The 25,958-nt window shown below is 69.8% G+C and carries 24 protein-coding genes; 9 read left to right on the top strand and 15 right to left on the bottom strand.

Annotated features, from left to right (window positions below; translation table 11 throughout):
• The first annotated feature begins 10 nt into the window (after positions 1–10).
• Positions 11–286, top strand: a complete 276-nt coding sequence (locus ACFOW8_RS28105; RefSeq protein WP_378554592.1) for a hypothetical protein — start codon at positions 11–13, stop codon at positions 284–286.
• A gap of 8 nt (positions 287–294) precedes the next feature.
• Here ACFOW8_RS28105 and ACFOW8_RS28100 read toward each other — a convergent pair whose 3' ends face one another.
• Complete coding sequence (locus tag ACFOW8_RS28100) at positions 295–1,275, bottom strand: helix-turn-helix transcriptional regulator (protein WP_378554590.1); 981 nt, start codon at positions 1,273–1,275, stop codon at positions 295–297.
• 63 nt (positions 1,276–1,338) lie between these two features.
• Here ACFOW8_RS28100 and ACFOW8_RS28095 point away from each other — a divergent pair, with 63 nt between their 5' ends.
• Positions 1,339–2,484, top strand: a complete 1,146-nt coding sequence (locus ACFOW8_RS28095) for an epoxide hydrolase family protein (protein WP_378554589.1) — start codon at positions 1,339–1,341, stop codon at positions 2,482–2,484.
• A gap of 103 nt (positions 2,485–2,587) precedes the next feature.
• On the opposite strand, the gene ACFOW8_RS28090 is transcribed toward ACFOW8_RS28095, so the two are convergent.
• From ACFOW8_RS28090 to ACFOW8_RS28045, 10 genes are all read right to left on the bottom strand, one after another.
• Positions 2,588–3,652, bottom strand: coding sequence for a hemolysin family protein (locus tag ACFOW8_RS28090; protein ID WP_378554587.1), 1,065 nt, complete (start codon positions 3,650–3,652; stop codon positions 2,588–2,590).
• A complete protein-coding gene (locus ACFOW8_RS28085; RefSeq protein ID WP_378554586.1) occupies positions 3,645–5,000 on the bottom strand; it encodes a hemolysin family protein in 1,356 nt (451 codons plus the stop codon). Before ACFOW8_RS28085 ends, ACFOW8_RS28090 begins: the two co-directional genes overlap by 8 nt.
• A 255-nt stretch (positions 5,001–5,255) precedes the next feature.
• A complete protein-coding gene (locus ACFOW8_RS28080; protein WP_378554585.1) occupies positions 5,256–6,692 on the bottom strand; it encodes a GuaB1 family IMP dehydrogenase-related protein in 1,437 nt (478 codons plus the stop codon).
• Between the two features lie 42 nt (positions 6,693–6,734).
• Positions 6,735–7,595: a DMT family transporter gene (locus ACFOW8_RS28075; protein WP_378554584.1), complete on the bottom strand. Its 861-nt coding sequence runs from the start codon at positions 7,593–7,595 to the stop codon at positions 6,735–6,737.
• Between the two features lie 196 nt (positions 7,596–7,791).
• The gene (locus tag ACFOW8_RS28070; protein ID WP_378554583.1) at positions 7,792–9,261 is read right to left on the bottom strand and encodes a DEAD/DEAH box helicase; all 1,470 of its coding nucleotides are present in this window, start codon (positions 9,259–9,261) and stop codon (positions 7,792–7,794) included.
• A 247-nt stretch (positions 9,262–9,508) separates the two neighbouring features.
• Positions 9,509–10,447, bottom strand: coding sequence for a M56 family metallopeptidase (locus ACFOW8_RS28065; RefSeq protein ID WP_378554582.1), 939 nt, complete (start codon positions 10,445–10,447; stop codon positions 9,509–9,511).
• A 63-nt stretch (positions 10,448–10,510) separates the two neighbouring features.
• Positions 10,511–10,891: a BlaI/MecI/CopY family transcriptional regulator gene (locus ACFOW8_RS28060; RefSeq protein WP_378554581.1), complete on the bottom strand. Its 381-nt coding sequence runs from the start codon at positions 10,889–10,891 to the stop codon at positions 10,511–10,513.
• Between the two features lie 71 nt (positions 10,892–10,962).
• On the bottom strand, positions 10,963–11,787 hold the full coding sequence (locus ACFOW8_RS28055) for an ABC transporter ATP-binding protein (RefSeq protein ID WP_378554580.1): 825 nt from the start codon (positions 11,785–11,787) through the stop codon (positions 10,963–10,965).
• On the bottom strand, positions 11,784–12,893 hold the full coding sequence (locus ACFOW8_RS28050) for a FecCD family ABC transporter permease (RefSeq protein WP_378554579.1): 1,110 nt from the start codon (positions 12,891–12,893) through the stop codon (positions 11,784–11,786). The genes ACFOW8_RS28055 and ACFOW8_RS28050 overlap by 4 nt, the downstream gene beginning before the upstream one ends.
• Positions 12,890–13,936, bottom strand: coding sequence for a FecCD family ABC transporter permease (locus ACFOW8_RS28045; RefSeq protein ID WP_378554578.1), 1,047 nt, complete (start codon positions 13,934–13,936; stop codon positions 12,890–12,892). The genes ACFOW8_RS28050 and ACFOW8_RS28045 overlap by 4 nt, the downstream gene beginning before the upstream one ends.
• 111 nt (positions 13,937–14,047) lie before the next feature.
• Here ACFOW8_RS28045 and ACFOW8_RS28040 point away from each other — a divergent pair, with 111 nt between their 5' ends.
• Entirely contained in the window at positions 14,048–14,752 is a 705-nt protein-coding gene (locus tag ACFOW8_RS28040) for a hypothetical protein (protein WP_378554577.1), read from the top strand.
• Here the strand turns inward: ACFOW8_RS28040 and ACFOW8_RS28035 are convergent.
• The 3 genes from ACFOW8_RS28035 to ACFOW8_RS28025 all read right to left on the bottom strand — a co-directional run bounded on the left by ACFOW8_RS28035 (position 14,749) and on the right by ACFOW8_RS28025 (position 20,137).
• Positions 14,749–16,167, bottom strand: a complete 1,419-nt coding sequence (locus tag ACFOW8_RS28035; RefSeq protein ID WP_378554575.1) for a wax ester/triacylglycerol synthase domain-containing protein — start codon at positions 16,165–16,167, stop codon at positions 14,749–14,751. The two genes, ACFOW8_RS28040 and ACFOW8_RS28035, sit on opposite strands and share 4 nt — an antisense overlap.
• Positions 16,164–17,201 (bottom strand): alpha/beta hydrolase, encoded by a 1,038-nt coding sequence (locus ACFOW8_RS28030; protein ID WP_378554573.1) that lies wholly within the window; start codon positions 17,199–17,201, stop codon positions 16,164–16,166. The genes ACFOW8_RS28035 and ACFOW8_RS28030 overlap by 4 nt, the downstream gene beginning before the upstream one ends.
• 2,423 nt (positions 17,202–19,624) lie before the next feature.
• Positions 19,625–20,137 (bottom strand): L,D-transpeptidase, encoded by a 513-nt coding sequence (locus ACFOW8_RS28025; protein WP_378554571.1) that lies wholly within the window; start codon positions 20,135–20,137, stop codon positions 19,625–19,627.
• 369 nt (positions 20,138–20,506) lie between these two features.
• Between ACFOW8_RS28025 and ACFOW8_RS28020 the strand changes: the two genes are divergently transcribed.
• The 4 genes from ACFOW8_RS28020 (at position 20,507) to ACFOW8_RS28005 (ending at position 23,358) form a co-directional block, all read left to right on the top strand.
• Positions 20,507–20,890, top strand: coding sequence for a PaaI family thioesterase (locus tag ACFOW8_RS28020; protein WP_378554703.1), 384 nt, complete (start codon positions 20,507–20,509; stop codon positions 20,888–20,890).
• A 102-nt stretch (positions 20,891–20,992) separates the two neighbouring features.
• Positions 20,993–21,295: an urease subunit gamma gene (locus ACFOW8_RS28015; RefSeq protein WP_218716289.1), complete on the top strand. Its 303-nt coding sequence runs from the start codon at positions 20,993–20,995 to the stop codon at positions 21,293–21,295.
• A 9-nt stretch (positions 21,296–21,304) separates the two neighbouring features.
• On the top strand, positions 21,305–21,640 hold the full coding sequence (locus ACFOW8_RS28010) for an urease subunit beta (protein ID WP_378554570.1): 336 nt from the start codon (positions 21,305–21,307) through the stop codon (positions 21,638–21,640).
• On the top strand, positions 21,637–23,358 hold the full coding sequence (locus ACFOW8_RS28005) for an urease subunit alpha (protein WP_378554569.1): 1,722 nt from the start codon (positions 21,637–21,639) through the stop codon (positions 23,356–23,358). Before ACFOW8_RS28010 ends, ACFOW8_RS28005 begins: the two co-directional genes overlap by 4 nt.
• Before the next feature lie 57 nt (positions 23,359–23,415).
• Here ACFOW8_RS28005 and ACFOW8_RS28000 read toward each other — a convergent pair whose 3' ends face one another.
• Positions 23,416–24,720: a lipase family protein gene (locus ACFOW8_RS28000; protein ID WP_378554568.1), complete on the bottom strand. Its 1,305-nt coding sequence runs from the start codon at positions 24,718–24,720 to the stop codon at positions 23,416–23,418.
• Positions 24,721–24,981: 261 nt separating this feature from the next.
• On the opposite strand from ACFOW8_RS28000, the gene ACFOW8_RS27995 reads away from it, so the two are divergent.
• On the top strand, positions 24,982–25,515 hold the full coding sequence (locus tag ACFOW8_RS27995) for a YbaB/EbfC family nucleoid-associated protein (protein WP_378554567.1): 534 nt from the start codon (positions 24,982–24,984) through the stop codon (positions 25,513–25,515).
• Positions 25,516–25,628: 113 nt separating this feature from the next.
• A complete protein-coding gene (locus ACFOW8_RS27990) occupies positions 25,629–25,958 on the top strand; it encodes a type VII secretion target (protein ID WP_378554566.1) in 330 nt (109 codons plus the stop codon).

Below are 25,958 nucleotides of genomic sequence, written 5' to 3'. Positions count from 1 at the left end.
GGGGATCGACATGCTGGTCCGAATTCTCACTGCTGTGCTCTGTGCCGGCATCAGCGCGGTGTCGCTGCTCACCGCGCGCATCGCCGAATCGCGGGCGGACAAGGCGCTGTCGGCCTCGCGTGCGGCCTCGCACTTCGTCGGCGACGGCAATCCGACACACAGCTTCTTCGCGCTGCGCGCCCGCCACGACCGGCTCGACCGGCTGGCGTTGCGGTCGTTGATCACCAGTGCGGTGGCCGCGCTGGCGGCCACCGCGCTGACGATCTACACCCTCGTCACGTTCTGAGGGCCGAACTACGGATGGCAGGGATCCGCCGACGTGCGGGTGCCACCCGCCGCGTTGCGGAGTCTTGTCGCGAGCCGGTCGAGCGCCGCCACGAGCTCGTCCCCCTCGATCACCTCGATCTCGACGCCGAGGTGGGCCATCGACAGTGCGAGCCGGTCCGGGTCGTTGGAACCGAGTTCGATCCGACACGTCGACTCGTCGACTTCCTCGATGTCGACGGGGACGGCAAGCTTCGCGGCGACCTCGGACGCGGGGGCGCGCACCAGTACCCGGGCGCGGTAGGTCCAGGCCGCCTTGCTGACGCGGCCGACGACATAGGCGACGATCCTGTCCTCGGGGATCGCGTGGGGCCGGAACCGCGCACCCGTCGGTGTCGGCGGACCCATGCGATCGACACGGAAGATTCGCCAGTCGTCCCGGTCGAGATCCCAGGCCAGCAGGTACCAGAGCTGGCCCCAGCTCACCAACCGGTGCGGTTCGGTGTGGCGGGCTCCCGTACCACCGCCGTGCGCGACATAACGGAACCGGAGCCGTTCGTGGCCGCGGATCGCCGCCGCTGCCACGCCGAGAACACCGAGATCGACGAGCGACTCTGCCGCTGGCACGACGCTCGTCGCCTCCCTGACCGCTTCGACACGACGCCGCAGGCGCGATGGCAGTACCTGCTCCAGCTTCGCGAGCGCGGTCAGCGATGTCTCCTCGACCCCGAGCTGCTGGGTCGCCGCCGCGCCGAGCCCGATCGCGACGGCGACGGCCTCGTCGTCATCGAGCAGCAGTGGCGGCATCGCCGTCCCGGCGGCCAGCCGGTAACCGCCCGCGACGCCGGGGCGCGCGTCCACTGGATATCCGAGCGACCGCAGTTTGCCGATATCGGCCCGCACCGTCCTGCTGCTCACCGCGAGCCGGTCGGCGAGTTCGGAGCTGGTCCAATCCCGCCCGAGCTGGAGCAAGGACAACAGTTCGAGCAGCCGGGCCGATGTCGCCAACATATTCTCGATCATTCCAGCAATCGCGGAAGCTGATCTGCCGCATTATCCGACAACGTGGATGTCATGACCGCCGAACACAACGCCCTCACCCCCTTCCGCGTAGACATCCCGCAGACCGACATCGACGACCTGCGCGCCCGGCTGGCCAACACGCGCTGGCCGGACCCGGTGCCGGGCCGAGACGATCGCACCGACTTCAGCCGGGGCATCCCCCTGACGTACCTGAAAGAGCTGACCGAATACTGGCTCGACGGGTTCGACTGGCGCGCGCACGAGGCCGAGCTCAACAGGTACGAACAGTTCACCACGGTCGTCGACGGCCAGACGTTCCACGTCGTTCACGCGCGATCACCGAAGCCGGACGCCACCCCGCTGCTGCTGAATCACGGCTGGCCGGGCTCGTTCGTCGAGTACCGACGACTCGTCCCACTGCTGACCGACGAGTTCCATGTGGTCATCGTGTCGCCGCCCGGCTTCGGGTTCTCCACCCCGCTGTCGGGGACCGGCTGGGAGCTGGCGCGGACCACCGGGGCCTTCGCCGAGATCATGTCGCGCCTGGGCTACGAGCGGTTCGCGGCGCACGGCACCGACCTGGGTTCGGGCATCACCGCTCGCCTCGCGGCGTGCTGTCCGGAGCGGGTGATCGGCACACACATCGGCGCCGACCCACGGGTTCTCGGGCTGGTCGGCGTCAAGTTCCCGCTGCCAGAGGGCCTGACCGAGGAGGAGCTGGCCCAACTCGACGCGGTGCGCAGCGCGGACGCAGCTGATCACGGGTATCTCCTGATCCAGAACCACCGTCCCGACACGATCGCCGCGGCGCTCACCGACTCGCCGGTCGGCCAGCTCGCCTGGATCGCCGAGAAGTTCAAGACCAGGGCAGGCGGCGACGACCGGACCCCGGACGAGACGGTGGACCGCGACCAGCTCCTCACGAACGTCAGCCTGTACTGGTTCACCCGCAGCGGCGCGTCGAGCGCGCAGTTCTACTACGAGGCCGAGCACGCCGGAATGGACCTGCTCATGGCCTCGAGTGTGCCGGGCGGATGGGCCGTGTTCGGCACCCACCCGCTGGTACGGCGCGCGATGGACCCGGCGAAGGCGATCGGGCACTGGAGCGAGTTCGCCGAGGGCGGTCACTTCCCCGCGATGGAGGAGCCGGAGCTGCTGGCAGCAGACATCCGCACCTTCTTCCGCAGCGACAGCTGACTCGACCGGTGCCGCTGTCGCCGGTCGTGCGGGCGGGCGAGCGGTGGCCGCACCGGCAGCCGCCGCCCGCCCGCTTCACGCTCTCGGCCGGTTCCGGGCTCGCTCAGTCGGTGAGCCGGTGGGTCCCGTCGCGGACGGTGCCGACGAACTCCTCGATCAGGTCCTCGAGCGCGACCACACCGACCGTGTTGCCCCGGCCGTCGACCACCCGGCCGAGGTGGGAGTTGGTGCGGCGCAGGCGGGCCAGCGCCTCGTAGAGGGTGGTGCCCGTGCTCACCGTCGGCAGCGGCCGGATATCGGTGCGCGGGATCTGGGTGTCGGGGCCCGCGGTGTCGTCGGCGACCTTGTCCAGCACGTCTTTCACGTGCAGGTAGCCCACCAGCGAGCCGTCGCTCGCGCGCACCGGGTAGCGGGAGAAACCGGTCTCGCCGACCGCGGCCTCGATATCGCCGAGGGTGGTGCCGTTGCCGCGCAACGGCACCGACCTGGCCCTGGCCAGCGGCACCATCACATCACCGACGATGCGCTCCGAGGTGCCGAGCGCCTGGGTGAGCCTGCGGTGTTCCTCCTCGTCGAGCAGCCCCTCGGACCTGGACTCGCCGATCATCTCGGCCAGCTCCACCGTCGACACGGTCGCGTCCAGCTCGTCCTTGGGCTCCACCCGCAACATCCGCAGCGTGACGTTGGCCGCGAAGTTGTAGAGCGCGATGAGCGGGCGCGCGATCCGCAGCCACACCAGATGGATCGGCACCAGCAGCAGCGCCGAGCGCTCCGGGCCCGCCAGCGCGATGTTCTTCGGCACCATCTCGCCGAGCAGGATGTGCAGGATCACCACCAGCGACAGCGCCAGCGTGAACGCCACCGGATGCAGCAGCTGATCCGGCATGCCGAGGGCGTGGAACGGGCCTTCGAGCAGGTGTGCGATCGCGGGTTCGCCGACCCGGCCGAGCAGGATCGAGCAGATGGTGATGCCGAGCTGGGCCGCGGCCAGCATCATCGACAGGTTCTCGCCCGCCTCTATCACCGTCTGCGCCTTCTTCTTACCCTGCGCCACCAGGGCTTCGAGCCGGTCGCGGCGGGCCGAGATCAGGGCGAACTCGGCGCCGACGAAGAACGCGTTGGCCGCGAGCAATACCACGGTGAGCACGATGCCGAACAGATCACCCATGGCTGTGCTCCTGCGCTGCGAGATAGTCGGCGTCGACCGGGACCAGGCGCACCCGGTCGATCCGGCGCCCGTCCATCCGGTCCACCCTGGCGATCCAGCCACCGTCGGTGCCACGGGATTCGGGCAGCACCACTTCGTCACCCGTGGCGGGGATCCGGCCGAGCTGGGTCAGCACCAGACCACCGAGGGTCTCGTATTCGCCTTCCGGCGCGTCGTAGCCGGTGGCCCGCGACACCTCGTCGATACGCAGCAGGCCCGAGCAGTCCCAGCCGTCGGAGACCCGGCGGACGTCGCGTTCCTCCTCGTCGTGCTCGTCGCGCACGTCGCCGAGGATCTCCTCGATCAGGTCCTCCATGGTCACCAGGCCCGCGGTGCCGCCGTACTCGTCGACGACCAGCGCCACCTGCATGCCGTCGGCGCGCACCCGCTCCAGCACCTCGTCGCCGTCGAGACTGGCGGGCACGATCGGCACGGCGACGGCCAGCTTGCTCAACGGGATCCGCTTGCGCAGGTGCGCGGGATGGACGAATGCCTGCTTGACGTGGACGACGCCGAGCGTGTTGTCCAGATCGCCGTCGATGATCGGGAACCGGGAGTAACCGGTGCGCGCGGAGGCGGCGATCAGGTCGGCGACGGTGTCGTCGCGGTCGAGCGATTCGACCTTCACCCGCGGGGTCATCAGGTCCTCGGCGCTGCGCTCACCGAATTCCAGCGAGCGATCCATCACCTGGGCGGTGCGCTGGTCCATGGCACCGCGCAGCGCGGAAGTGCGCACCAGCGAGCCGAGTTCCTGCGGTGAGCGGGCCGAGCGCAGTTCCTCGGCGGGTTCGATGCCGAGCCTGCGCACGATCCAGTTGGCGGCGCCGTTGAGGAACCGGATCAGCCACTTGAACAGCGCGGAGAACCAGATCATCGGGCCTGCGGTGAGCCGCGCCGTCGCCATCGGTTCGGCGATGGCGATGTTCTTGGGCACCAGCTCGCCGTAGATCATCGACAGCGAGGTGGCCAGCACCAGCGCCAGCGCCAGGGCCACCGCGGTGGCGGCGGCCGCGCCGAGCCCGGCCGCGTCGAGCAGCGGTGCCAGCAGCCTGGCCAGGACCGGTTCGGCGATGAAACCGGTGATCAGGGTGGTGATGGTGATGCCGAGCTGGGCGGCGGAGAGCTGGAAGGACAGGGTGTTGTGCGCCTGCTTGACCAGCCGGGAACGGAGGTCACCGTTGCGGGCGGCGGCCTCGACGGCACTGCGTTCCAGCGCGGTGAGCGAGAACTCGGCGGCGACGAACAGCGCGGTGCCGAGCGTGAGCGCCACGAAACCGATCAGACTGAGCACGGTCAGGAACAGGGACATCCTCAGCACCACCCGGCTGGGTCGGTGAGGACGGGTCGGACAGACGCCGCGGGGAGGGGGACGCCGGGTTTGTCACCCGGCTCCGTAGAGGAACCCTCCTGTGTGGCGCCCTTGGACGCGGGTGACAACTGGATCCTTTCGCGGTGGGACAACGTGCGGTGCCGAATTCGGCAACACCATAGTAATCGGTGCCCACCGATGATGTGTCAGCGGCGCGGGCCGGTCCCGGCGGGAGCGGGACCGGCCCGCGCCGGATCACCAGCCGCTGGGCAGTGGGCGGCCCTCGGCGAAGCCGGCCGCCGACTGCACACCGAGCACGGCGCGCTCGTGGAACTCCGGCAGTGAACGGGCACCGGCGTAGGTGCAGGAGCTGCGCACGCCCGAGCAGATGTGGTCGATGAGGTCCTCCACGCCGGGACGCTCGGGGTCCAGGCGCATGCGCGAGCTGGAGATGCCCTCCTCGAACAGTGCCTTGCGGGCCCGGTCGAAGCCGTTGTCGGTGGCGGTGCGGGCGGCGACGGCACGCTTGGACGCCATGCCGAAACTTTCCTTGTAGGCGTTGCCGTCGCGGTCGACGCGCAGGTCACCCGGCGATTCGTAGGTGCCGGCGAACCAGGAGCCGATCATCACGTTTGCGGCGCCCGCGGCCAGCGCGAGGGCGACATCGCGCGGATGCCGCACGCCGCCGTCGGCCCACACGTGCACGCCGAGTTCCCTCGCCGCTTCGGCGCATTCGGCGACCGCGGAGAACTGGGGGCGGCCGACGCCGGTCATCATGCGGGTGGTGCACATGGCGCCGGGGCCGACGCCGACCTTGATGATGGTCGCGCCCGCGGCGGCGAGGTCGCGGGTGCCGTCGGCGGAGACCACATTGCCCGCCGCCAGCGGCAGGCCGAGCCCGAGATCGGCGACGGCGCGCAGGGATTCGAGCATCTTGGCCTGGTGGCCGTGCGCGGTGTCGATGACGAGCACGTCGGCGCCCGCCTCGGCCAGTGCCTTCGCCTTGGCGGCCACGTCACCGTTGATGCCGATGGCGGCGGCGACGCGCAGCTTGCCGTTCGCGTCGACGGCGGGGGTGTAGATCCCGGCGCGGATGGCGCCGGTGCGGGTCATGACTCCTGCCAGGGTGCCGTCGGTGTTGGTGAGGACTGCGAGCTGGGCGTGCGCCTCGGCGAGGCGATCGAAGATCTCCCGCGGCGACAGGTCGACGGGGGCCTGCACGAAATCGGTGACGGCGACCTCGCGTAGCCGCGCGAACCGGTCGACATCGGCGCAGGCGGCTTCGGTGACCACGCCGACCGGCTTGCCGCCCTCGACTACCACCACGGCGCCGTGCGCGCGCTTGTGCATCAGGGCCACCGCGTCCGAGACCGACTGGTCGGGGTCGAGCGTGACGGGGGTGTCGGCGGTGAGCGACCTGCTCTTGACGAACGCGATGGTGTCGGCGGCCGCGGGGATCGGCAGATCCTGGGGGAGCACGACGAGGCCGCCGCGGCGGGCGACGGTCTCGGCCATCCGCTTGCCCGCGACGGCGGTCATGTTCGCGACCACGAGGGGGATGGTGGTGCCGGTGCCGTCGACGCTGGCCAGGTCGACATCGAATCTGGACGCGACATCCGTCCGGTTCGGGACGAGGAAGATGTCGTCGTAGGTCAGGTCATACGGCGGCTGGGGTCCCGGAAGAAATCGCACTTGGTCGATGATAGCCCCGTGCGGATCGGCGCGCGCAACTCCTCAGCGCGCGTCCGCGGTGGGCGCCGCTTGTGACCTGCACAGCAGCACTGTGCTCACGCACATCACCACCACGCAGCCCGCGACGACGATCAGTCCGGCGCTGTCGGTGCGTAACCGCTCGTGCAGGGCGGTGAGCCCGAGGAAGGCGGCGGCCAGCGGTTCGGTCACCGTGGCCGCGGGCAGGGAGGCGACCAGCGGCCCGACCTGGTAGGCCCGCTGGGTCAGGGCGACGCCGAGCAGCCCCGCCGCTACCAGTGCCCAGGTCTGCCAGCCGGTGAGGACGGCACCGGGACCGGAGCCGAACAGGGCGACCACGCGATCGGTGAGCGCGGCGGCCAGTCCGAACAGGCAGCCACCGGCCACGCCGAGGGCCAGGGCTTGTTCGGTGGGTTCGGCGCGCAGGAAACCCGCCGCGGTCGCCGCCCCGACAACGCCGAGCAGGATCGTCGACGGCACGGCCCAATCGCGCAGCGGTGCGGTGTCGGCGCCCGCGGTCGGATCGCCGACGGTCAGGAACAGCACCAGGGCCAGGACGAGGACCAGTGCCGTGGTCGCCGCCCGCCTGGTGATCCACTGCCGGTTCAGCCGGGCGGCCAGTGGCAGCGCGAAGACCAGCGAGCAGACCAGGATCGGCGCGACGAGCAGGACCGCGCCGAAGCCGAGGGCGAGCACCTGCATGCCGTAGCCGCCTGCGTCGCCGACGATCCCGGCCCACCACCGGGGGTTTCGGACCAGCGACCCGGCCAGGGTGTCGCCGTGCGGTACGGCCGCGGCTGCCTGCTGCTGCGCCACCGAGGACACCGCGAACAGCAGTGCCGCCAGCAGCGCGCACACGATCGCGATGATCGGGCGATCCGTCACCTGTTCAGTGTGGCCGACCGGCGCGGTCGGGTGGCCGACGGCACGCCTCGGCGCCCGGAGAATGTCGACAGGGTATGGCCGCGGCCTGGTATGCGTCGTTCGCGGTGGCGCAATGCCGGATTGGGGCTCGGGTCGTTACCCCGATGGTGCCACCGAGCCCGTGGCCGAATCGGAATCGATTCGGCCACGGGGTAATTCAGTTAGCCGTGCGGTTGCGGCGGGTCGCGGGAGCGGCCGGACGCGCGGCGCGGCGCCGCGAATTCGTCGGCGTGTCGCCACTTCGGGCGTGTCCGCCGGTGCCCGCGGGCTTGCGGCCACGTGACTCGCCGACCGGGCGATCACGATGCGGTGCGCTGCCCCGGCTGTGTCCCCTGGCTGCCTCGGAAGCCGGTGCGCCACCGGACCTTCCGCGGCGCGACCGGTTTCCCGAACCCGCCTTCGGGGCGGGCTGAGCAGGCGCCGCGGGCGCCGCGACGGCGACACCGCTCGGTGTGCGCGCACCGGTGATCGCGATCAGCTGTCGATCGCCGGGACGGACATCGACACCGTCGGTCTCGACCCCCGCCTTGCGGGTCATGGCGGCGACGTCCTTGCGTTCCTCGTCGGTGACGAGAGTGACCACGACGCCGTCCTCGCCCGCCCGCGCCGTGCGGCCCGCGCGGTGCAGGTAGGCCTTGTGTTCGGCGGGCGGGTCGAAGTGCACCACCAGCGAGACGCCGTCGATGTGGATGCCGCGGGCGGCGACATCGGTGGTGACCAGCACTGGCACCGAGCCGTCGGCGAAGGCCGCCAGGGTGCGGGTGCGGTTGTTCTGCGCCTTGCCGCCGTGCAGCGAGCCCGCCGCGACCCCGGCTCCGCGCAGCTGCTTGGCCAGCCGGTCGGCGCCGTGCTTGGTGCGCACGAACATGATGGTCAGGCCGTCGCGGGCGGCGATCTCGGTGGCCACCGCGCGCTTGACGCTCTTGTCCCGCACGTACAGCAGGTGGTGCGACATCGTGGTGACGGCGGCCGCGGGCGGCGCGGTGGAATGGGTCACCGGATCGCTCATGTAGCGCTTGACCAGCTTGTCGACGTCACCGTCGAGCGTGGCCGAGAACAGCAGGCGCTGGCCTGCTTTCGGCGTCCGGTCGAGCAGCTTGGTGACCTGGGGCAGGAAGCCCATGTCGGCCATGTGGTCGGCTTCGTCGAGCGCGGTGATCGCCACATCGGAGAGGTCGGCGGCGCGCTGCTTGATCAGGTCGTCGAGACGGCCGGGAGTGGCGATGAGCAGGTCGACACCGCGGGCGAGCCGGTCGGCCTGACGTTTGATGGGCGCGCCGCCGACCACGGAGGCGACTCGCAGGCCGAGCGCGAGGGCGGGCTCGTCCAGCGCGCGCTCGATCTGGGTGGCCAGCTCCCTGGTGGGCACCAGCACGAGACCGCGCGGGCGGCCTGGCTTGGCGGAGGCGCCGGTGAGGCGGGTGAGCATCGGCAGGCCGAAGGCGAGGGTCTTGCCGGACCCGGTCGGGCCGCGGCCGAGCACGTCACGGCCGGCGAGCGCGTCGCCGATGGTGGCGGCCTGGATGGGGAAGGGCTTCTCGATGCCCGCGTTGCGCAGGGCCTGCACCAGGGCGACGGGCAGACCGAGGTCGGCGAAGGTGGCGTCGGGACGCGAAGAGGAAGACAAGGTGGCCTTTCGGTGTGGCTGCGCATCGCACCGGAAGATCACCGGTGCCGATGACCCGGAGTCGCGAACGGCGGATCTCCGGGGTGCGGCCCAGCAGGAAGGACCGATCTCCCAGGATAGGCGGGTTTGCGCGCTGGTGGGTAAACCCGCTGGTCAGCAGACCTTTTGTAGCGAGGATTGTGCGGCCGGGTGCGGGATGGCTCGGCCCACCGGAACCTCAGCCGGGCAGAGTCGGTGAAACCCCAGGTCAGCCGTGGAAGAGGCGGTTCAATTCCTGCAGCCACGGCACCGCGACGGCCAGGGTGGGCACCACCAGAATCGCGACCGATCCGAGGTAGGCGGCCGTGGCGACTCTCACGTCGCCGGTGCGCCCGGCGAGGCGCTGGATGCGGATGAGCGTGGTCGGTCCGCCCGCGGCGAGCGCACCCTGCGGCGCGGTCGACTTGGCGCACGCGACCAGCGCGCGGGCCAGTGGTTTCGGGCCGGTCACCTTCACCGCGGAGTCGTCGGCGAGCAGTTCGATGAGCAGTTTCACCGAACCGAGCGCGGCCTTGCTGCGGACCACGCGCGGGAAGGCCTCGTGCACGGCGGTGAACGCCTCGAGCACCAGGTCGTGGCGGGCCCGCAGATGCGAGCGCTCATGGCTCACGATCGCGGTGACCTCGGCATCGTCGAGGCTGGTCAGTGTGCCCTCGCTGAGGACGACGCGCTGACGCAGACCGGGCAGGCAGTAGGCGATGGGTTCGGTGGCGGCGAGCACGCGGATATCGGCTGCCCGGCGCACCGGGCCGCTCTGATCGAGCAGATCGACCAGCATGCGATGGCGGGAGCGGCGGCGGCGGGTGTGCACGCCGACGCGGACGATCGAGAAGATGAGCCGGGCGCCGATCATCAGTGTCAGCGCGAACACCGTCACGTATACCGTCCACAGCGGCAGTCCGAGGGCGTCGATCTCCCTGGTGGGGGAGGTGGTCGGCCTACCGTCGGGGCCGGGAACGAGCAGCAGGCTGGCGATGGCGAGCCCGGAGCCGAAGGCGCTGAGCACCGCGGCCAGCGCGATGGCCTGCCACAACACGAGCGCCGCGCGTGGCGTGCGATGCACCCAGTTCGCGCGGCTGAGCAGCGCTGGTACCGGCCCTGCGAGAAGCAAGGCGAGACCGGCGAAGACTGCCGCGGTTGCGTTCATCGACTCTGCTCACTGCGTTGTGGGATCAGGGGCGCTCACGTCGTTGTGAGAGCCGCCAGGAGTCTAGCTGCTCTGCTCGTCGGAATCGAGCTTGGCGAGTGCCTCGCGCAGGGCATCGGCCTCGTCCTTGCCGACCTGTTCGACGAAGTGCACCAGCGCCGCGGCACGGCTGCCCGCGGCGTCGGCCTGCTGCAACGCGTCCACCATCAGGCTGGCCACCAGCTCGTCGCGGGTGTGCACCGGTGCGTATCGATGCGCGCGATCGTCGCGGCGCTGCACCACCAGATTCTTCTTCGCCAGTCGCTGCAGCACCGTCATCACCGTGGTGTACGCGAGCTCGCGCCGCGCGGCCAGTGCTTCGTGGACCTGCCGCACCGTCTGCGGTTCGTCGGCCGACCACAACTGGTCCATGACCGCTTTTTCGAGTTCGCCGAGTCCTGCCATCCCACAATTTTACGGACTCAACGACAAAGATGCGTACTACAGATTGTCGTAACGGGGTGTTTGCTGGTGTGTCATTCGTCATACCCGTCCGCACCGTGCACGTGCCTGGTGCCGATCGGGACGATGAGCGGCCGTCCCGAGACCGGGTCGGTGAGCACCGTCGCCGCGAGCCCGAACACCTCGTCGAGCAGTTCGGCGGTGACGATGTCGGCGGGCTTGCCCTGCGCCACGATCCGGCCCTGCGTCATCACCACGAGCTCGTCGCTGTAGCGGATGGCCAGATTCAGATCGTGCAGCACCATCACCACCGTGCGGCCGAGTTCGGCGTGCAGCCGGTCGACCAGATCGAGCACCTCGAGCGAGTGGGCCAGGTCGAGGTAGGTGGTCGGTTCGTCGAGCAGCAGGATGTCGGTGCCCTGCGCCAGGGCCATCGAGATCCAGGCGCGCTGGCGCTGGCCGCCGGAGAGCTCGTCGAGGGTGCGGTCGGCCAGGTCGGCGATCCCGGTCTGGGTGAGCGCCGCGGCCACCTCGGTTTCGTCGTGGGCCGACCACTGCCGCAGCCAGGACTGGTGCGGGTGTCTGCCGCGGGCGACCAGATCGGCGACGGTGAGCCCTTCCGGCGCGACCGGGGTCTGCGGCAGCATGCCGATCACCGTGGCGACGTCCTTGGTCTTCATCGACGAGATCGCCTTGCCGTCGAGCACCACCTGCCCGTCGCGCGGACGCAGCAGCCTGCCCAGCGATTTGAGCAGCGTGGACTTGCCGCAGCCGTTGGGGCCGATGACGGTGGTGACCACGCCGGGCGCGATGTCGAGGCTGAGCTCGTCGACGATCACTCGTTCGCCGTAGCCGAGGCAGATGCTGTCGGCGGCGAGGCGGTGGGCGGGGCTGGTCATGCGAGCGTGGCCTTCCGGTTCATGCGGATGAGCAGGTAGAGCAGGAACGGTCCACCGAGTGCGGCGGTGACGATACCGACCGGCAGGTCGACCGGAAGCAGGGTGCGTGAGAGCACATCGGCGCCCGCGACGAGTCCGGCGCCGGTGAGCGCGGAGGCGATCAGCGGTTCCCCCGGCGTGCGCAGCGCCATCCTGGCGATCTGCGGTGCGGCCAGGGCGACGAAGCCGACCGGCCCGACCGCGGCGGTCGCGACCGACGCCGCCACCACCGACCCGCCGATCAGCAGGGCCTGCTGCGACTGGATCCGCACGCCGAGGATTCGGGTGGACTCCTCGCCGAGGCGCAGCGCCGCCAGGGTGCGGGCCGAGACGAGTGCCACCACGGTGACTACGGTCAGCGCGATCGCCGCAGGCACCACCTTGGTGATATCGGCGCCGTTGAGCGAGCCGGTCAGCCAGACCTGCGCCCGTGCCGCGTCGGTGAGGCTGGCCATGGTCAGCAGCCAGCTGATCACCGAGAGCAGCACCGCGTTCACGCCGATCCCGATGAGCACCAGCCGGAATCCGGTGACACCCTGTTCCCCGGTGCGGCCGCGTCCCCACGCGAGCAGATAGATCAGCACCGCGGTCAGCAGGCCGCCCGTGAGCGCGGCCAGCGGGGCGCCGACGGTCGCCAGCAGCCCGGTGGCGCCGACGCCGCCGCCGACCAGGACCGCGACCGCGCCGACGCTCGCGCCGGTGGTGATGCCGAGCACGTCCGGCCCGGCCAGCGGATTGTGCAGGATCGACTGCATGATCGCGCCGGAGAGCCCGAGCGCGGCACCGACCACCACCGCGGTGAGGGCGCGCGGCAGCCGCGACTCGAGCACGATGAACCGCTGCGACCGGCTCCCGCCACCACCGAGTACCTCGAGCACCCGCCCGAGCGGGATGTTGGTGTCGCCGACGGCGATGTCGAGACAGAACAGGCCGAACACCAGTACCGCCAGCGCGAGCACCGCGCCGAGCAGTACCGGACGCAGGACCAGCGATACCGGGCCGACCCGCAGCGCGGGCCTGACCTCACGTAGTTCCACCACCGGTGTTCCGGTGTCGATCGTGCTCACAGACTCACCAGCTTCTTGCGCCGTACCAGTGCGATGAAGAACGGCGCGCCGATCGCCGCCAGCATCACCCCGACCTGGAGTTCGCCCGGTCGGGCCACCACCCGTCCCGCGATATCGGCGACCAGCAGCAGCAGGGCGCCGAGCAATCCGGAGTAGGGGATCAGCCACCGATTGTCCGGGCCGGTGATCGTGCGCGCGATATGGGGCACCACCAGTCCCAGGAAGGCGATCGGGCCGACCGCCGCGGTGGCAGCGCCGCTGAGCAGCACGACCGCGGACAGGCCGAAGGCGCGCGCCCGGCCGACATCGACGCCGAGTCCGCGCGCGACGTCGTCGCCGAGCCCGAGCAGATTCAGGCCGGGCGCGGCCGCCAGCGCCATCGCCGCGCCGACCAGCACGAACGGCAGCACCTGCCAGAACACGTCGGTGTCGCGGCCGTTCACGGTGCCGACCACCCAGAACCGGTAGGTGTCCAGTGCCGCGTTGTCCAGCACGACCACCGCGTTGGTCATGGCCTGCAGGAACGCGGTGACGGCGGCACCGGCGAGTACCAGGCTCAGCGGGCTCGCCTTGCCGCCGCCCGCCGACGACGCGCCGAACACGACGACGCCGGCGATCGCCGATCCGGCGAAGGCGAACCAGATGTACTGGCCCGGCATGGTGAAGCCGAACAGGAAGATGCTCAGCGCAGCCAGGAATCCAGCGCCCGCATTGAGTCCGAGCAAACCGGCATCAGCGAGCGGATTCCGGGTATACCCCTGGATGAGCGCGCCCGCGATGCCCAGCGCCAGCCCTGCGACCAGGGCCAACGCGGTGCGCGGAAGACGCAGTTCACGCACGATCTCCTCGGCGGTGGAGCCGGCCGCGCAGCGGAACGGTCCGCCGTCGCAGCCGAGAGCGTGGGTGAGGGCGTCGAGCACCGTGGCCGGTGCGAGGGAGCGGGTGCCGATGGCGACACTCGCGAGCACTGCCACGGCGAGCAGTACCCCGAGCAGCAGTAGTCCGGTCAGACGACGACGTCTGACACTGCCAGGGTGGATCACGGCGACGAACTTCTCCTGCCTCGGGACCGGACACGACTTGTCAGGTCTGGTAAGCCTAACCTATGTTTCGTGACATCATCGTCACGGGAGCCCACCGTTCGAGGAGGTTCGATGCCCGAGCCCGTCACCACCGCCATGACCCGCACCACCGCCGCGTTCGACCGCGCGTGCGCCCGGTTGCAAGCGCTGCAACCCGAACATCCGCGGGTCTATGCCGTGGCGGCGATGGCCGAGCAGGGCAAACGCCGCTGGTGGCATGTGCCCAACGGGTTGTCCGAGGGCCGGGTCGAGCTCATGTACCGCAGGCACGCGGCGGAGATGATCAACGACGACATCGCCGCGGAGGTGGTGGCGACCGCGCTCATCCACGCCGTCGTCGGCCGGGTGACCGCGCTGTTCGTGCTGGACGGTCAGGCCTGGGATCCGGGCCGCGACAATCTGTGGATCCACCACGACAACGACGGCGGCATCGACTGGGCAGGCCTGTCCGACACCACGATTCGCGTCGTCGACGGCGAGTCCGGGGCCGGCCGTGGCACGCTGGCGCTGCCGTGCGAGGCCGCGATGGCGGTGTGGCTCGCCCAGCGCAGCGCGACCGCGCTGATTCCGCTGCAGTCGGTGCTGAGTCGCTGCTCCGGCCTGCCCGCGCGCCGGTTCTGGTCGCTGGTCGGCGAATCCGTGATCGGCGCCGCCACCTACGTCCCCGATCTGGCCAGTGTCGACGGCGCCGCGGGGGCAAGGCGCGGTCAGCTGCTGCTCGGCGCGCTCTCCGACCGTGGTCTGCCGGTGCGCCGCACCGGGTGCCTGCAGCGCTAGCTCGCTGTCGCGCCGGCGCCCAGTGCGGCGGCCAGCGCCCGGAACGAGCCGAGCAGCAGGGCGCCATAGTGTTCCGGATCCGGCATCATCCGCGGGTTCGTCGTCACCGCGAGGACGATCTCGTCGCCCTGGGAGGTGATCAGGTGCCGCAGGCCGTCGCCGTCGAGAATCGGCAGTGACCCGACCGCCCGGCGGATCGGGCGGTCGCAGAAGACCAGTTCGTCCGTCACGGGCGGCACGTTGCTGATCGTCGTATTGCACAACGGCACCGTAGCCGCCTGGTCGAAGCGTCGTTGCGCCCTGGCCCAGCCCGCCGCCCGCAGCAGGACCGCGGGCGCGGTCTCCACCAGCCGGTCGGCGCGCAGGACGGCCGGATCGGTGGTGCGGTGTTTGGCACGGCTCGCCGACTGCCGCACCGCCGCCAGCCGCGCGAGTGGGTCGGTCACGTCGGTGTGCAGGTCGACGATCATCTGGCTGAGCTGATTCGCCGAATCCCAGTCCGCCACACCGCGCATCGACATCGGCACCATCGCCGCCAGCGACCCGTCGGGTGTTTCGCCGTGCTCGGTGAGATAGGCCGCGAGCGCGCCGCCGATGGTGGTGAGCATGAGGTCGTTGACCGTCACCCGCTGCGGCGCTGCGGCTTTGGCCGCCATCACCTCGGGCAGTGGGATCGGCAGCAGGTGAAAGGTCAGCTCCGCGTCGATGTCCCGGTTGAATCGGGTGGCGGGGCGCTGGGCGAGTGGTTCGTGGATCGCGCCGGTCTCGGTCAGCGCCCGCAGCGCGGACCGCGCGGTACGGGCTCGTCGCATCCCGGTGACGAAACGGATCGGCTGCGCGCCCACGGTGAGCGCGGTGCGCAGGGGGCCCGGTCGCGCGTCGGTCAGACGTACCGCCGGTGCGGGCGCCGTACCGAAGAGCCGTTGTTCCAGCGCTCTCGTCGCGACGCCGTCGCCGGCACTGTGATGGAACTTCAGCACGACGATCGTGGTGTCACCCGGCATCGCGGGCACGCCGTCGATCCGGTCGAGCACGTGGAGTTCCCACGGTGGGCGGGTGAGATCCATCCGCGCCGAGGTGATCTCGGCGATCCGGGAGCGTGCGGCCCGCCACGACCCGTCGCCGGGACGATCGAGGGCCACGTGCTCGGGCACCGACAGTGTCGGATCGGGTATCCACCAGGGCAGGTCGAGGTCGAACGGAAGGTGCCGCAGCCGCCGGTGGAACAGTGCCGAGTGCCCGACGCTCGCCCGCGCCCAGTCCAGCACCCGCTCCTGCGTCAGCGGCGCGTGGCCGGTGGCGTCGGCGAAGTAGATCGCGACGATATTGGACAGGTGCCGGTCGGTCTCGTCGTAGACGAACACCGCGTCCCGCGGCTTCAATCGTTCGGCGCCGACCCGGAGCTCGCCGTTCATATCCCCAGCGCCGCCGCCATCGTCGGCCACGAGGCGTGCAGATCGTCCTCCCAGTAACCCCAGGAGTGGGTGCCGGTCGGGCGGACGTTCACGGTCACATTCGTCCGGCCGAGCTCGCGCGCCCGCAGCCCCATACTGGCCGTGCAGTACGCGGCCGCCGCTTCGATGCCGCCGCCGACGAGCATCTGGTTCAGCAGGATCGACTGGGGATTCTTGCCCGCGATGTGCACGCGCGGATTCGTGAGTGTGTCGTGGATACCGGGCAGACCCGTCCCGCTGGAGATGTAGACGGGAATGTCGGGCAGGCGATGGGCCTGCAGGTATGGGTCGTGTTCGCGCCAGGTGGCGTCGGTTTCGGGACCCCACATGTTCTCCGCGTCCCCGCCACCCATCCGGACCACCAGCGAGACGAAGGCGCGCCCGATCGGATCGCTGGTCATCGCGCAGCCGCTGTAGGACGCGACGCTGCGATACAGCTCCGGTGCCTGGATGGCCAGGTCGAGTACGGAGGTACCCGCCATGGAGATCCCGGCAAGGGCGTTGTCGCCGGTCGTGTCGAAGGCCGCGTCGATCACCGGCGGCAGCTCGCGGGTGAGGAACGTGGTCCACATGTTGCGGCCGTTGTTCTCGAGGTTCTCCGCCAGCCCTGCATCGGGCCGCAACCAGTCGGTGTAGTAGCTGAAGGCGCCTTCCATCGGGATGACGACATTGACGTGCTTATCCGCGAAGAACCCGGCAGCGTCGGTCTGGCCCGGCCAGTTGGCCGAATCCTCGCCGCCGCCTGCACCGTTGAGCAGATACAGGGTCGGCGCGGGAGTCGTGGTATCGGCAGGGCGCAGGATCCGCAGCGCGATGGTGCGGTCCATGGCGGGGGAGTAGACGCCGATGTCGACGGTCTGGCCGGATCCGGTCCGGCTCACCAGCTGCGCGCCGGGTGCGGCATCGGCCGGCCCGCCGGCGGCGAAGGCGAGCGTCGAGGCGACCGCCGTGGTACAGACGGCGGAGATGATGCCGCGGAGCATGTGGTTGTTCATCGTGATGCGAAGCCTGCTGACTGTTGGGTGGGGCGGGGCAAGCCGGACAGTGACCTGCCCCGCGCCACATCGATCGACGGATCTACCGGTGCTACTTGCCCGGTGTCGGCGTACCGCCGCTCGCCGAGATCAGCGCCTGGACGAAGGGCAGCGCGGCATCGCTGAGACTGCCCGCGCCGGTCTGCAGCAGTTCGTAGAGGGAACCCATGTCATAACTCCTGGTCGAGAGGTGGATCGGGCTCGGATTCGAGCCGTGGTCGCGGCGGCGGCCTCGCCTACGGGAAGAAGGCCTCCACCGAGCCGAGGAAGACGCCGAGCAGGCCGTCGCCCTCGGCCGCCGAACCCAGTCCCGCGATGGCCGCCGTCAGCAGCTCGGTCAGCGAACCCATGTGTACTCCTTGCGTTGTCGATGCGATCACCTCGGCGCCGATGCCGGTCCGAGGGGTGAATCACGCTCGCGAGTGGTGTGCCGTCGATGATGTCAGCGCCGTGCCAATTATGTGGCAAAACGGTGTTTCACTCGTGGTGATTCGGCTGTTCTGCTTCAGGTCGAAGCGGTGCCGGGCAGGTGCCTATCCTGCTGTGGCTATCCCCCGATGGGGGTGCCGCCACTGAGGGAGATCAGTGCTTGGAGAAAGGGCATGGCGGCGGCGTCGAGGCTGGCCATGCCGTCGGCGAACAATTCGTACAGCGATCCCATGTCGTACTCCTGATGATCGTTGGTTCAGGGGAAGAAGGCTTCGACCGAACCGAGGAAGGTTTCGAGCAGTAGGTCGCCTTGGTTTGCCGAGGCCATTCCGCCCAGGACGCCGAGTAGTAGCTCTTGGAATGAGCCCAATGTGAATCTCCTTGCGCTGCTGCCGCGCGCTCCGCGCAATTGTCTGGCGCGCGGTCCGACTATTTTCGTCACGATCGGCTACTGATGTGATGTGGCTAACGTAGCGAGGGTGCCAAGATCTGGCAACCGGTTGTTTCACTCCCGTCTGAATTGTTCGTTTTGTTCTTCTAGGTGGAAGTAATGAACCGATTGCTACACCGTCGCGAAACGCTAAGTGTGACCTGCGGTTACTGCGACTGTCTGGTATGGACATTGTCGGGATGCTGCGAACGGCAACGTTCGCGACAAGAGTGTCAAGGGGGATGGATTGCCGGCGGAAACGCGGTGAGCTGGGGGCGCGTCCCGGCGGTTCGGTGTCGAGCCCTGAGTGGTTCGGTGGCTGTGGCGCCCGAGGGGGAGCGTGGTGCGCCGGCATGCTGTCGGCCGGGCTGTGATAGCGGGGGTGTGCGTAATGGCGGCCATGATCGGCGTCTCGGTCAGTGTGAAGTGGCGCCTGGCGCTTCGCGACTACTGCTCCGCTGAGGCGAAGATAATGTGCATCTGCTATCGCCTGGTCGGCGCGTGGTGTGAAAATGCGTCGGGGCGGGCCGCGTGGCGGCCCGCCCCGACGATGTTCCGTGCGTGGACTACTTGCCGGGTGTCGGCGTCCCGCCGCTCGCCGAGATCAATGCCTGGATGAAGGGCAGTGCGGCCTCGCTGAGGCTGCCCGCGCCGGTCTCCAGCAATTCGTAGAGAGATCCCATCTGACTGTCCTTTCAGAAAATGGTGTGAAGAATTACGGGAAGAAGGCCTCGACCGAGCCCAGGAACACGCCGAGCAGGCCATCGCCCTCAGCTGCCGAACCGATACCCGCGATAGCTGCCATCATCAACTCGGTCAATGAACCCATGGTGAAACTCCTTGCATGCTTGGTGAACATCCCGCTGGAATCGGAAAACCCACGGCGCGAGATGTGGATCACGACCAGGTCAGATTGGTTGTGATGTGGGTAAGGTAGCCCCGTTCAATTTCTCCGGCAAGGAAATCGCTCAATAGCACGGCGGCGGTGCGAACTGCTTCCTGGTGGAAGTGTCCGGCGGGATTGGGGTCCGTCACGAAGATCCGCCCGATGACCTGTGCCGACGTCCTGTCCCGTCAGTTTCGTGGCGAACGTCGGCGTTCGCGATCTCCGGTGTCAATCCCCCTGATCGGCATCGCGCCAGATCCGGGCGGGGACACCGGTCACCAGATCGCGGCCACGCAGCACCTGGATCCGCCACGGGGTGAGCCGCATGACCTGGAATCGGGGGTTGTCGGGGCCATGCCAGAACTGCCCCGGGTCATACCCGGCGCCGGGCGGCCTGCCGTGGCGGTAGAGCTCCGCCGCATCCCGCCCGGTGCCACCGCGGTCCCGGAAGCCGAAGCGGCACAGGACGTCCCGACCGAGCCGACGGTGGTCACTGCCTGACCGCCGATGCCGGCCGACCCCACCCACAACGCGCTTCGCGGTGCCGATCCCGGCGCCGCGAAGCACTGCGCCCGGATCGACCGGTACACGAAAACGGGGAGGCCGGTTTCCGGCCTCCCCGTGTTCATGAACGATCGATCATGGCACCACTTCGACGATGTCGCCGGGTTCGAGCCACTCGTAGTGCGCCTTGGCGCCCTCGGGGGTGAGGCGGATGCAGCCGTGGGACTGCTCTTCGGTGGGACCGATGTGGTAGGCGATGTCGCCGTTGAAGAACACCGCGTATTCCATCGGCGCGTTGTGCAGTGTGCTCCAGTGGAACGGCTTCTTGAACGCCACCTGGAACACGCCGGGCGGGGTCTCGTAGCCGGGTCGGCCGTGCGACATCGGGGTCGGACCGTAGGTGACCTCGCCGTTGTCCATCAGCCAGGCCTGGTTGGTCGACAGCTGCAGGCACGCCCTGGCTTCGGTGCCGCACGGTGCCACCACCGGTTCCGGCGGCGGTGGGGGGATGATGGCGGGAACGCCGGGAACATCGGGACCGCCGGGCCACAGCGGCTCGGCCTGCGCCGGTGCCGCGACGGTGGCGCCCGCGACGGCCGCGCACAGGGCGGCCTGGACGACCCAGCGGGGAATACGACTACTACTCACGAAATCTTGCCTCTCTCGCCGCGCCCACCCCGGCCGTCGTGCGACCGGAGATGAGCTCTGAACATCGACACAAGCCTCGGGAACATAGAGGTAGGAGTGATCATGAAGTATTGCGATCCGGTTGAGCAACCCGGCTCACCGGCCCACTTGACCACTTAGGTAAGCCTGACCTATGCTCAACGCGGCGTATGAATGAGCCGGTGGTCCCGAGGGCTGCGGTCGACCCCCTCATTCCTGCCGCGGCGGACTCCGTCCTGGTGACGGGGTCCGCCGCTTCGTCTCCCGTCGGCGGTGCGGTGGATCCGATGGTGTAGACCGGAACGCATGAGTGAACCCACCCTGTCTCTGACCACGATCACGCCGGAACTGATGAACAAGGCCAGTGAGGGCACTTTCACCGACCTGATCGGCCTGCGTTTCACCGAGGTCGGGCCCGACCGGGTGCGCGCCGAATGGGAGGTGCGCCCGCAGCTGCACCAGCCGGCGGGCATCCAGAACGGCGGCGTCTACTGCACCGTGATCGAGACCCTCGCCAGCGTCGGCGGCGGCGTCTGGTTCGGCGAACGCGGCTCGGTCGTCGGCGTCAACAACAACACCGACTTCCTGCGCGCGGTCCGCGACGGCCTGCTCACCGGCGAGGCAACCCCGATCCACCGCGGCCGCAGTCAGCAGCTGTGGGTCGTGGTGATCACCGACGCCGAGGGCCGCACCGTGGCCCGTGGACAGGTCCGCCTGCAGAACCTCGCCGCCTGAGGCGACCGCGGCGGGCTGTGTCCGAGCGCACTGCGCGGGCGTGCGACACGCCGACGTGCCAGAATGTCGCACACCGCCATCGACCCGCCGAGGAGAGACCCGATGCGCCTGTCGCCGCACGAGCAGGAACGGCTGCTGCTGAGTTACGCGGCCGAGCTGGCCCGCCGTAGACAGGCACGCGGGCTCAAGCTCAACCACCCGGAGGCGGTCGCGTTGATCACCGACCACGTGCTGGAAGGCGCGCGTGACGGGCGCACCGTGGCCGAGCTGATGTCGTCGGGACGGTCGGTGCTCACCCGCGACGACGTCATGGACGGCGTGCCGGAGATGATCCACGACGTCCAGGTCGAGGCGACCTTTCCCGACGGGACCAAACTGGTCACCGTGCACCACCCGATCGGATAGGTGGAACCCGTGATTCCCGGTGAATACCTCTGTGCCGAAGGCACGATCGTGCTGAACGAGGGCGCGCCCCGGCTCACCGTCGAGGTGGTCAACACCGGCGACCGGCCGGTGCAGGTGGGTTCGCACGTGCACTTCCCGCAGGCCAACGCCGCCCTCGACTTCGACCGCGCCGCCGCGCGCGGCCACCGCCTCGACATCCCGGCAGGCACTGCCGTCCGGTTCGAACCCGGTCTGCCGCAGCGTGTCTCGCTGGTTCCGCTCGGTGGCACCCGCGAGGTCTACGGCATCAGCGCGACGGCGCCGGGGCGCCTGGACGCGCCGCGCGACACGAAAGAGAACCGATGACCGAACTCAGCCGCGCCCGTTACGCCGAACTGTTCGGGCCGACCACCGGTGACCGCGTCCGCCTCGCCGACACCGACCTGATCATCGAGATCACCGAGGACCGCAGCGGCGGACCGGGTCTGGCCGGTGAGGAAGCCGTCTTCGGCGGCGGCAAGGTCCTGCGCGAATCCGTGGGCCAGTCCCGCGCGACCCGCGCCGACGGCTCGCCCGACACCGTGATCACCGGCGTGATCATCATCGACCACTGGGGCATCGTCAAGGCCGATGTCGGTATCCGCGACGGCCGCATCTGCGGGATCGGCAAGGCGGGCAATCCCGACACCATGACCGGCGTTGATCCGGCCCTGGTGGTCGGCCCGTCGACGGAGATCATCGCGGGCAACGGCCGCATCCTCACCGCGGGCGCGATCGACTGCCACGTGCACTTCATCTGCCCGCAGCTGCTCGAGGAGGCGCTCGGTGGCGGCATCACCACCCTGATCGGCGGCGGCACCGGCCCGGCCGAGGGGTCGAAGGCCACCACCGTCACTCCCGGCTCCTGGCACCTGGCCCGGATGCTGGAGTCCCTCGACCACTGGCCGATGAACATCGTGCTGCTCGGCAAGGGCAATACGGTCAGCCAGGAATCGATGTGGGAGCAGTTGCGTGGCGGCGCGGCCGGTTTCAAGCTGCACGAGGACTGGGGCTCCACGCCCGCCGCGATCGATGCCTGCCTCACCGTGGCCGATGCCGCCGGTGCGCAGGTGGCCCTGCACTCGGACACCCTGAACGAGGCAGGCTTCGTCGAGGACACGCTCGCCGCCATCGCGGGCCGCGGCATCCACGCCTATCACACGGAGGGGGCGGGCGGCGGGCACGCGCCCGACATCATCACCGTCGCTTCGCATCTCAATGTGCTGCCGAGTTCCACCAACCCCACCCGGCCGCACACCGTCAACACCCTGGACGAGCATCTGGACATGCTCATGGTGTGCCACCATCTGAGCCCGTCGATCCCGGAGGACCTGGCCTTCGCCGAATCGCGGATCCGCCCGTCCACCATTGCCGCCGAGGACCTGCTGCACGATCTGGGCGCTATCTCCATGATCGGCTCGGACTCCCAGGCCATGGGCCGGATCGGCGAGGTGGTGATGCGCACCTGGCAGACGGCGCACGTGATGAAACGCCGCCGCGGGGCGCTGCCGGGCGACGGACGCGCCGACAACGCGCGGGTCCGGCGCTACATCGCGAAATACACCATCTGCCCGGCGGTCGCACACGGTCTCGACGACGAGATCGGCTCGGTGGAGATCGGGAAGCTGGCCGATCTGGTGCTGTGGGAGCCTGCCTTCTTCGGGGTCCGCCCGCACGCGGTGCTCAAGGGCGGCATGATCGCCTTCGCCGCGATGGGCGACGCCAACGCCTCCATTCCCACTCCGCAGCCGGTGCTGCCGCGCCCGATGTTCGGTGCGGCCGCACCCGCTGCCGCGGCCACCTCGCTGCATTTCGTCTCCGAGCAGGCCGTCGACGACGGGCTGGCGAATCGGCTCGACGTGCGCCGGAAGCTGGTGCCGGTCAAGAACGTCCGCCGGGTCACCAAGGCCGATATGCCGCACAACGACGCCATGCCACGTATCGAGGTCGACCCGGACACCTTCACCGTCCGCGTCGACGGCGAGGTGTGGGCCGAGGAGCCTGCCACCGAACTGCCGATGGCCCAGCGGTACTTCCTGTTCTGAGCCGTACGCGAAAGGGGCCCGCGACGCTGCGGGCCCCTTTCTCCGTGTCAGGTCGGCTCAGTCGAACGAGCATCCGCTGACAGGCTTGTCGGCCAGCCGATCCAGCAGATAGGTCACGGCGTTGTCCGGGCCGAATCCGTCGATCAGTTCGGGACCGAAGTGGTTGGGAATGGTGGTGCCGGGCAGGATCGGTGGCAGTTCGTTGGTGCGGAAGGTGACGGTAGCGCCCTGCCCGCACCAGTCCTCGGCCAGGCGGCGGGCCTGCCCGTAGGGGACGGTGTCGTCGTTGCGGCCGCTGGTGATCAGTACCGGCGTGGCCGGCGGCTCGCCGCCGAGGCGCAGTTCGGCGAGCACCGGTGCCGCCTCGGGGATCTCGGCCAGATGCTCGGTGAGCGAACGGCCGTCCACGGTCAGCGAATTCGTGCGCAGGAACGGGTGCCGGGTGATCAGATCGGCCACGCACGCATCGCTGAGTGTGGTCAGCATGTCCCGCCCGGCCGGGCTGAGCACCCGGTCCACCGCGGTCCGCAGTTCGGGGTAGCGGGCGAGCATGCCGTTGATCGCGAAGCCGATGGCGCCACCGATCAGGGCGCCGTCGATCTGTGCCAGGATCGCGGCAAGATCGGCGACCGGCCCGCCTGCCCAGGTGCCCTTCAGATTCAGCTCGGGGGCGTACGCCTGCTGCATCTGGGCTGCCGCGGCGGTCGCGCCGCCGCCCTGTGAGTAGCCCCAGAGGATCAGCGGCGTCTCCGGGCCGACTCCACCGAGTGCGTTGGCGGCCCGTGCGCCGTCGAGGATCGCGTGCCCACTCTCGAACCGGTTGGCGTAGGTGTGGATGCCCGGGGTACCGAGGCCGATGTAGTCGGTGACCAGCACCCGGGCGCCCAGCGCGGTCCACACCGCCGAGGACGGCAGCTCCTGGTTGGCTGAGAGGCCGAGCGGGTCGGCGGTGACCGAGACGCCGGTGGCGAAGGCCACCGACATCGCGCAGCGATCGCCCTGGCCGGAGGTTCCCGGCCCGATCACGACGGTCGGTCGCGGGCCGTGGCCCTGCCACGGGTTCTGCGGCTCGATGTAGGTGCCCGACACCGCGACCGGCGAGCCGTCCTGGAGCCGCGAGGTGTAGAGCACGTGTTGTGCCCTGGTCGGCCAGCCCTGTGCCGTCGGCGGGGTGGCCAGCAGTGTCATCGGTGCCGTCCGAACGATCGCGCCCGGCGCCTGCGGGATGTCCGCGGGCGGGGTGTAGAACGCGCTCATCGGTTCGGCCGCCACCGGTCCGGCGCCGAGGCCGGCTCCGGCCGCGGCCAGGCACGCCGCGACGGTCAGGGCCGCGCGTCGCATCAGCGCTCGTGAGTGCCGCATACCATGTTCCTTCCTGCACGCCCGCGCCGTCGCGAGCGTGTTCCGAGCCGCAGCGTTGCGCGAGCATGACCCACGTCACGAAATCCGGCGGCGCATGACGGTAACACGGTTACCGCCTTGGGTGAAGGGTGGCCCGTTTCCGGGGCCCGGCCGCACCCGCTAGGCTCTGGCGGATCCGATCGGGGGGCGGGATTCCAGGCACCCTCCGCCGCACACCGCCGGCGATCCGGCAGGAGGGGAGACGCACCGACGATGGACGAATTGAGCACTGCTGCCGACGAACTCACCCGGCACGGGCAGGATCTGCAGCGGCAGGCGTCGCGATTCCAGGACCTGCAAGCACGCATGGCTCAGCTCGGCGTCACCGAATCGACGCCGGACGGCCGCATCGCGGTGACCGTCGACGTCAACGGCGCGACCACCGCGATCACCCTCGCGCCCGCCGTGCGCGGCATGGACCCGGCGACTGTCGCGGCGCAGCTCATGGCCTGCACTCGCCGGGCGCAGGCGCGCCTGCGTGGCCAGGTCGAGGAGCTGGTGTACACGCTGGTCGGCACCGGCCCGGCCGCGGCGACGATCACCGACCAGTACGCCGAGCGATTCCCCGACCCCGCGCCCGAACCGCCGCAGGCGCCACCGGCGGCGCCCGTCGCGCCGTGGCCGAGTGCCCCCGCCCAGGCATCGCCCACCCCGGCGCCGACGACGTCGCGCCGACCGGATCGCGATCGGATCGTCGCACCGGAGGAGCCCGACGACGAGGACCTCTACTTCCAGCGCAAGTCCTGGCTCCAGTAGTCGCTGCCGTGCCGATCCGCGGCAGCGGGAACCGGATCGACGGCAGCCGCGTCCAAACAGTGTGAGAGCGGAGAAGGCGGGCATCGTCCCGCGGGGATGAGGAGGAGACGAGTATGACCGGTGCGGTGAATGTCGACGCGATGGCCATCCGGGCCCACGCCGCTGTGGTGGCCGAAGTCGCGAGCGGCGTGGCGAAGGCGCGGGAGGCGGCCGACTACCTGGCGCACGCCGACGACGCGTACGGCGTGTTCGTCAAGGAATACGCGGTGCGGACCCTCAACGAGCTGCACGACGAGATCACCGAAACCCTCGGCTTGCTCGGCACGCGCAGCGACCAGGTACCGGGTACCCTGCGCCTGGCCGCGGACACCTTCGAAGCGTCCGACACCGCCGGTGCGACCGCGCTGGTCGCTGCGGCGGCCGAGACCATGGATGTGGCATAG

This window comes from Nocardia rhizosphaerae, from assembly GCF_042650365.1.
Lineage (GTDB): Bacteria > Actinomycetota > Actinomycetes > Mycobacteriales > Mycobacteriaceae > Nocardia > Nocardia rhizosphaerae.
The sequence above is the reverse complement of the archived record's forward strand: the minus strand, read 5'-3'. Positions and strand labels throughout refer to the sequence as shown.

What these genes read in the sequence shown, in the direction of transcription:
- ACFOW8_RS28105 (WP_378554592.1), top strand. Translation starts at nt 11, where the DNA reads ATGCTGGTCCGAATTCTCACTGCTGTGCTCTGTGCCGGCATCAGCGCG.
- ACFOW8_RS28100 (WP_378554590.1), bottom strand. Translation starts at nt 1,275, where the DNA reads ATGTTGGCGACATCGGCCCGGCTGCTCGAACTGTTGTCCTTGCTCCAG.
- ACFOW8_RS28095 (WP_378554589.1), top strand. Translation starts at nt 1,339, where the DNA reads ATGACCGCCGAACACAACGCCCTCACCCCCTTCCGCGTAGACATCCCG.
- ACFOW8_RS28090 (WP_378554587.1), bottom strand. Translation starts at nt 3,652, where the DNA reads ATGGGTGATCTGTTCGGCATCGTGCTCACCGTGGTATTGCTCGCGGCC.
- ACFOW8_RS28085 (WP_378554586.1), bottom strand. Translation starts at nt 5,000, where the DNA reads ATGTCCCTGTTCCTGACCGTGCTCAGTCTGATCGGTTTCGTGGCGCTC.
- ACFOW8_RS28065 (WP_378554582.1), bottom strand. Translation starts at nt 10,447, where the DNA reads ATGAACGCAACCGCGGCAGTCTTCGCCGGTCTCGCCTTGCTTCTCGCA.
- ACFOW8_RS28060 (WP_378554581.1), bottom strand. Translation starts at nt 10,891, where the DNA reads ATGGCAGGACTCGGCGAACTCGAAAAAGCGGTCATGGACCAGTTGTGG.
- ACFOW8_RS28055 (WP_378554580.1), bottom strand. Translation starts at nt 11,787, where the DNA reads ATGACCAGCCCCGCCCACCGCCTCGCCGCCGACAGCATCTGCCTCGGC.
- ACFOW8_RS28040 (WP_378554577.1), top strand. Translation starts at nt 14,048, where the DNA reads ATGCCCGAGCCCGTCACCACCGCCATGACCCGCACCACCGCCGCGTTC.
- ACFOW8_RS28035 (WP_378554575.1), bottom strand. Translation starts at nt 16,167, where the DNA reads ATGAACGGCGAGCTCCGGGTCGGCGCCGAACGATTGAAGCCGCGGGAC.
- ACFOW8_RS28030 (WP_378554573.1), bottom strand. Translation starts at nt 17,201, where the DNA reads ATGAACAACCACATGCTCCGCGGCATCATCTCCGCCGTCTGTACCACG.
- ACFOW8_RS28020 (WP_378554703.1), top strand. Translation starts at nt 20,507, where the DNA reads ATGAACAAGGCCAGTGAGGGCACTTTCACCGACCTGATCGGCCTGCGT.
- ACFOW8_RS28015 (WP_218716289.1), top strand. Translation starts at nt 20,993, where the DNA reads ATGCGCCTGTCGCCGCACGAGCAGGAACGGCTGCTGCTGAGTTACGCG.
- ACFOW8_RS28005 (WP_378554569.1), top strand. Translation starts at nt 21,637, where the DNA reads ATGACCGAACTCAGCCGCGCCCGTTACGCCGAACTGTTCGGGCCGACC.
- ACFOW8_RS28000 (WP_378554568.1), bottom strand. Translation starts at nt 24,720, where the DNA reads ATGCGGCACTCACGAGCGCTGATGCGACGCGCGGCCCTGACCGTCGCG.
- ACFOW8_RS27990 (WP_378554566.1), top strand. Translation starts at nt 25,629, where the DNA reads ATGACCGGTGCGGTGAATGTCGACGCGATGGCCATCCGGGCCCACGCC.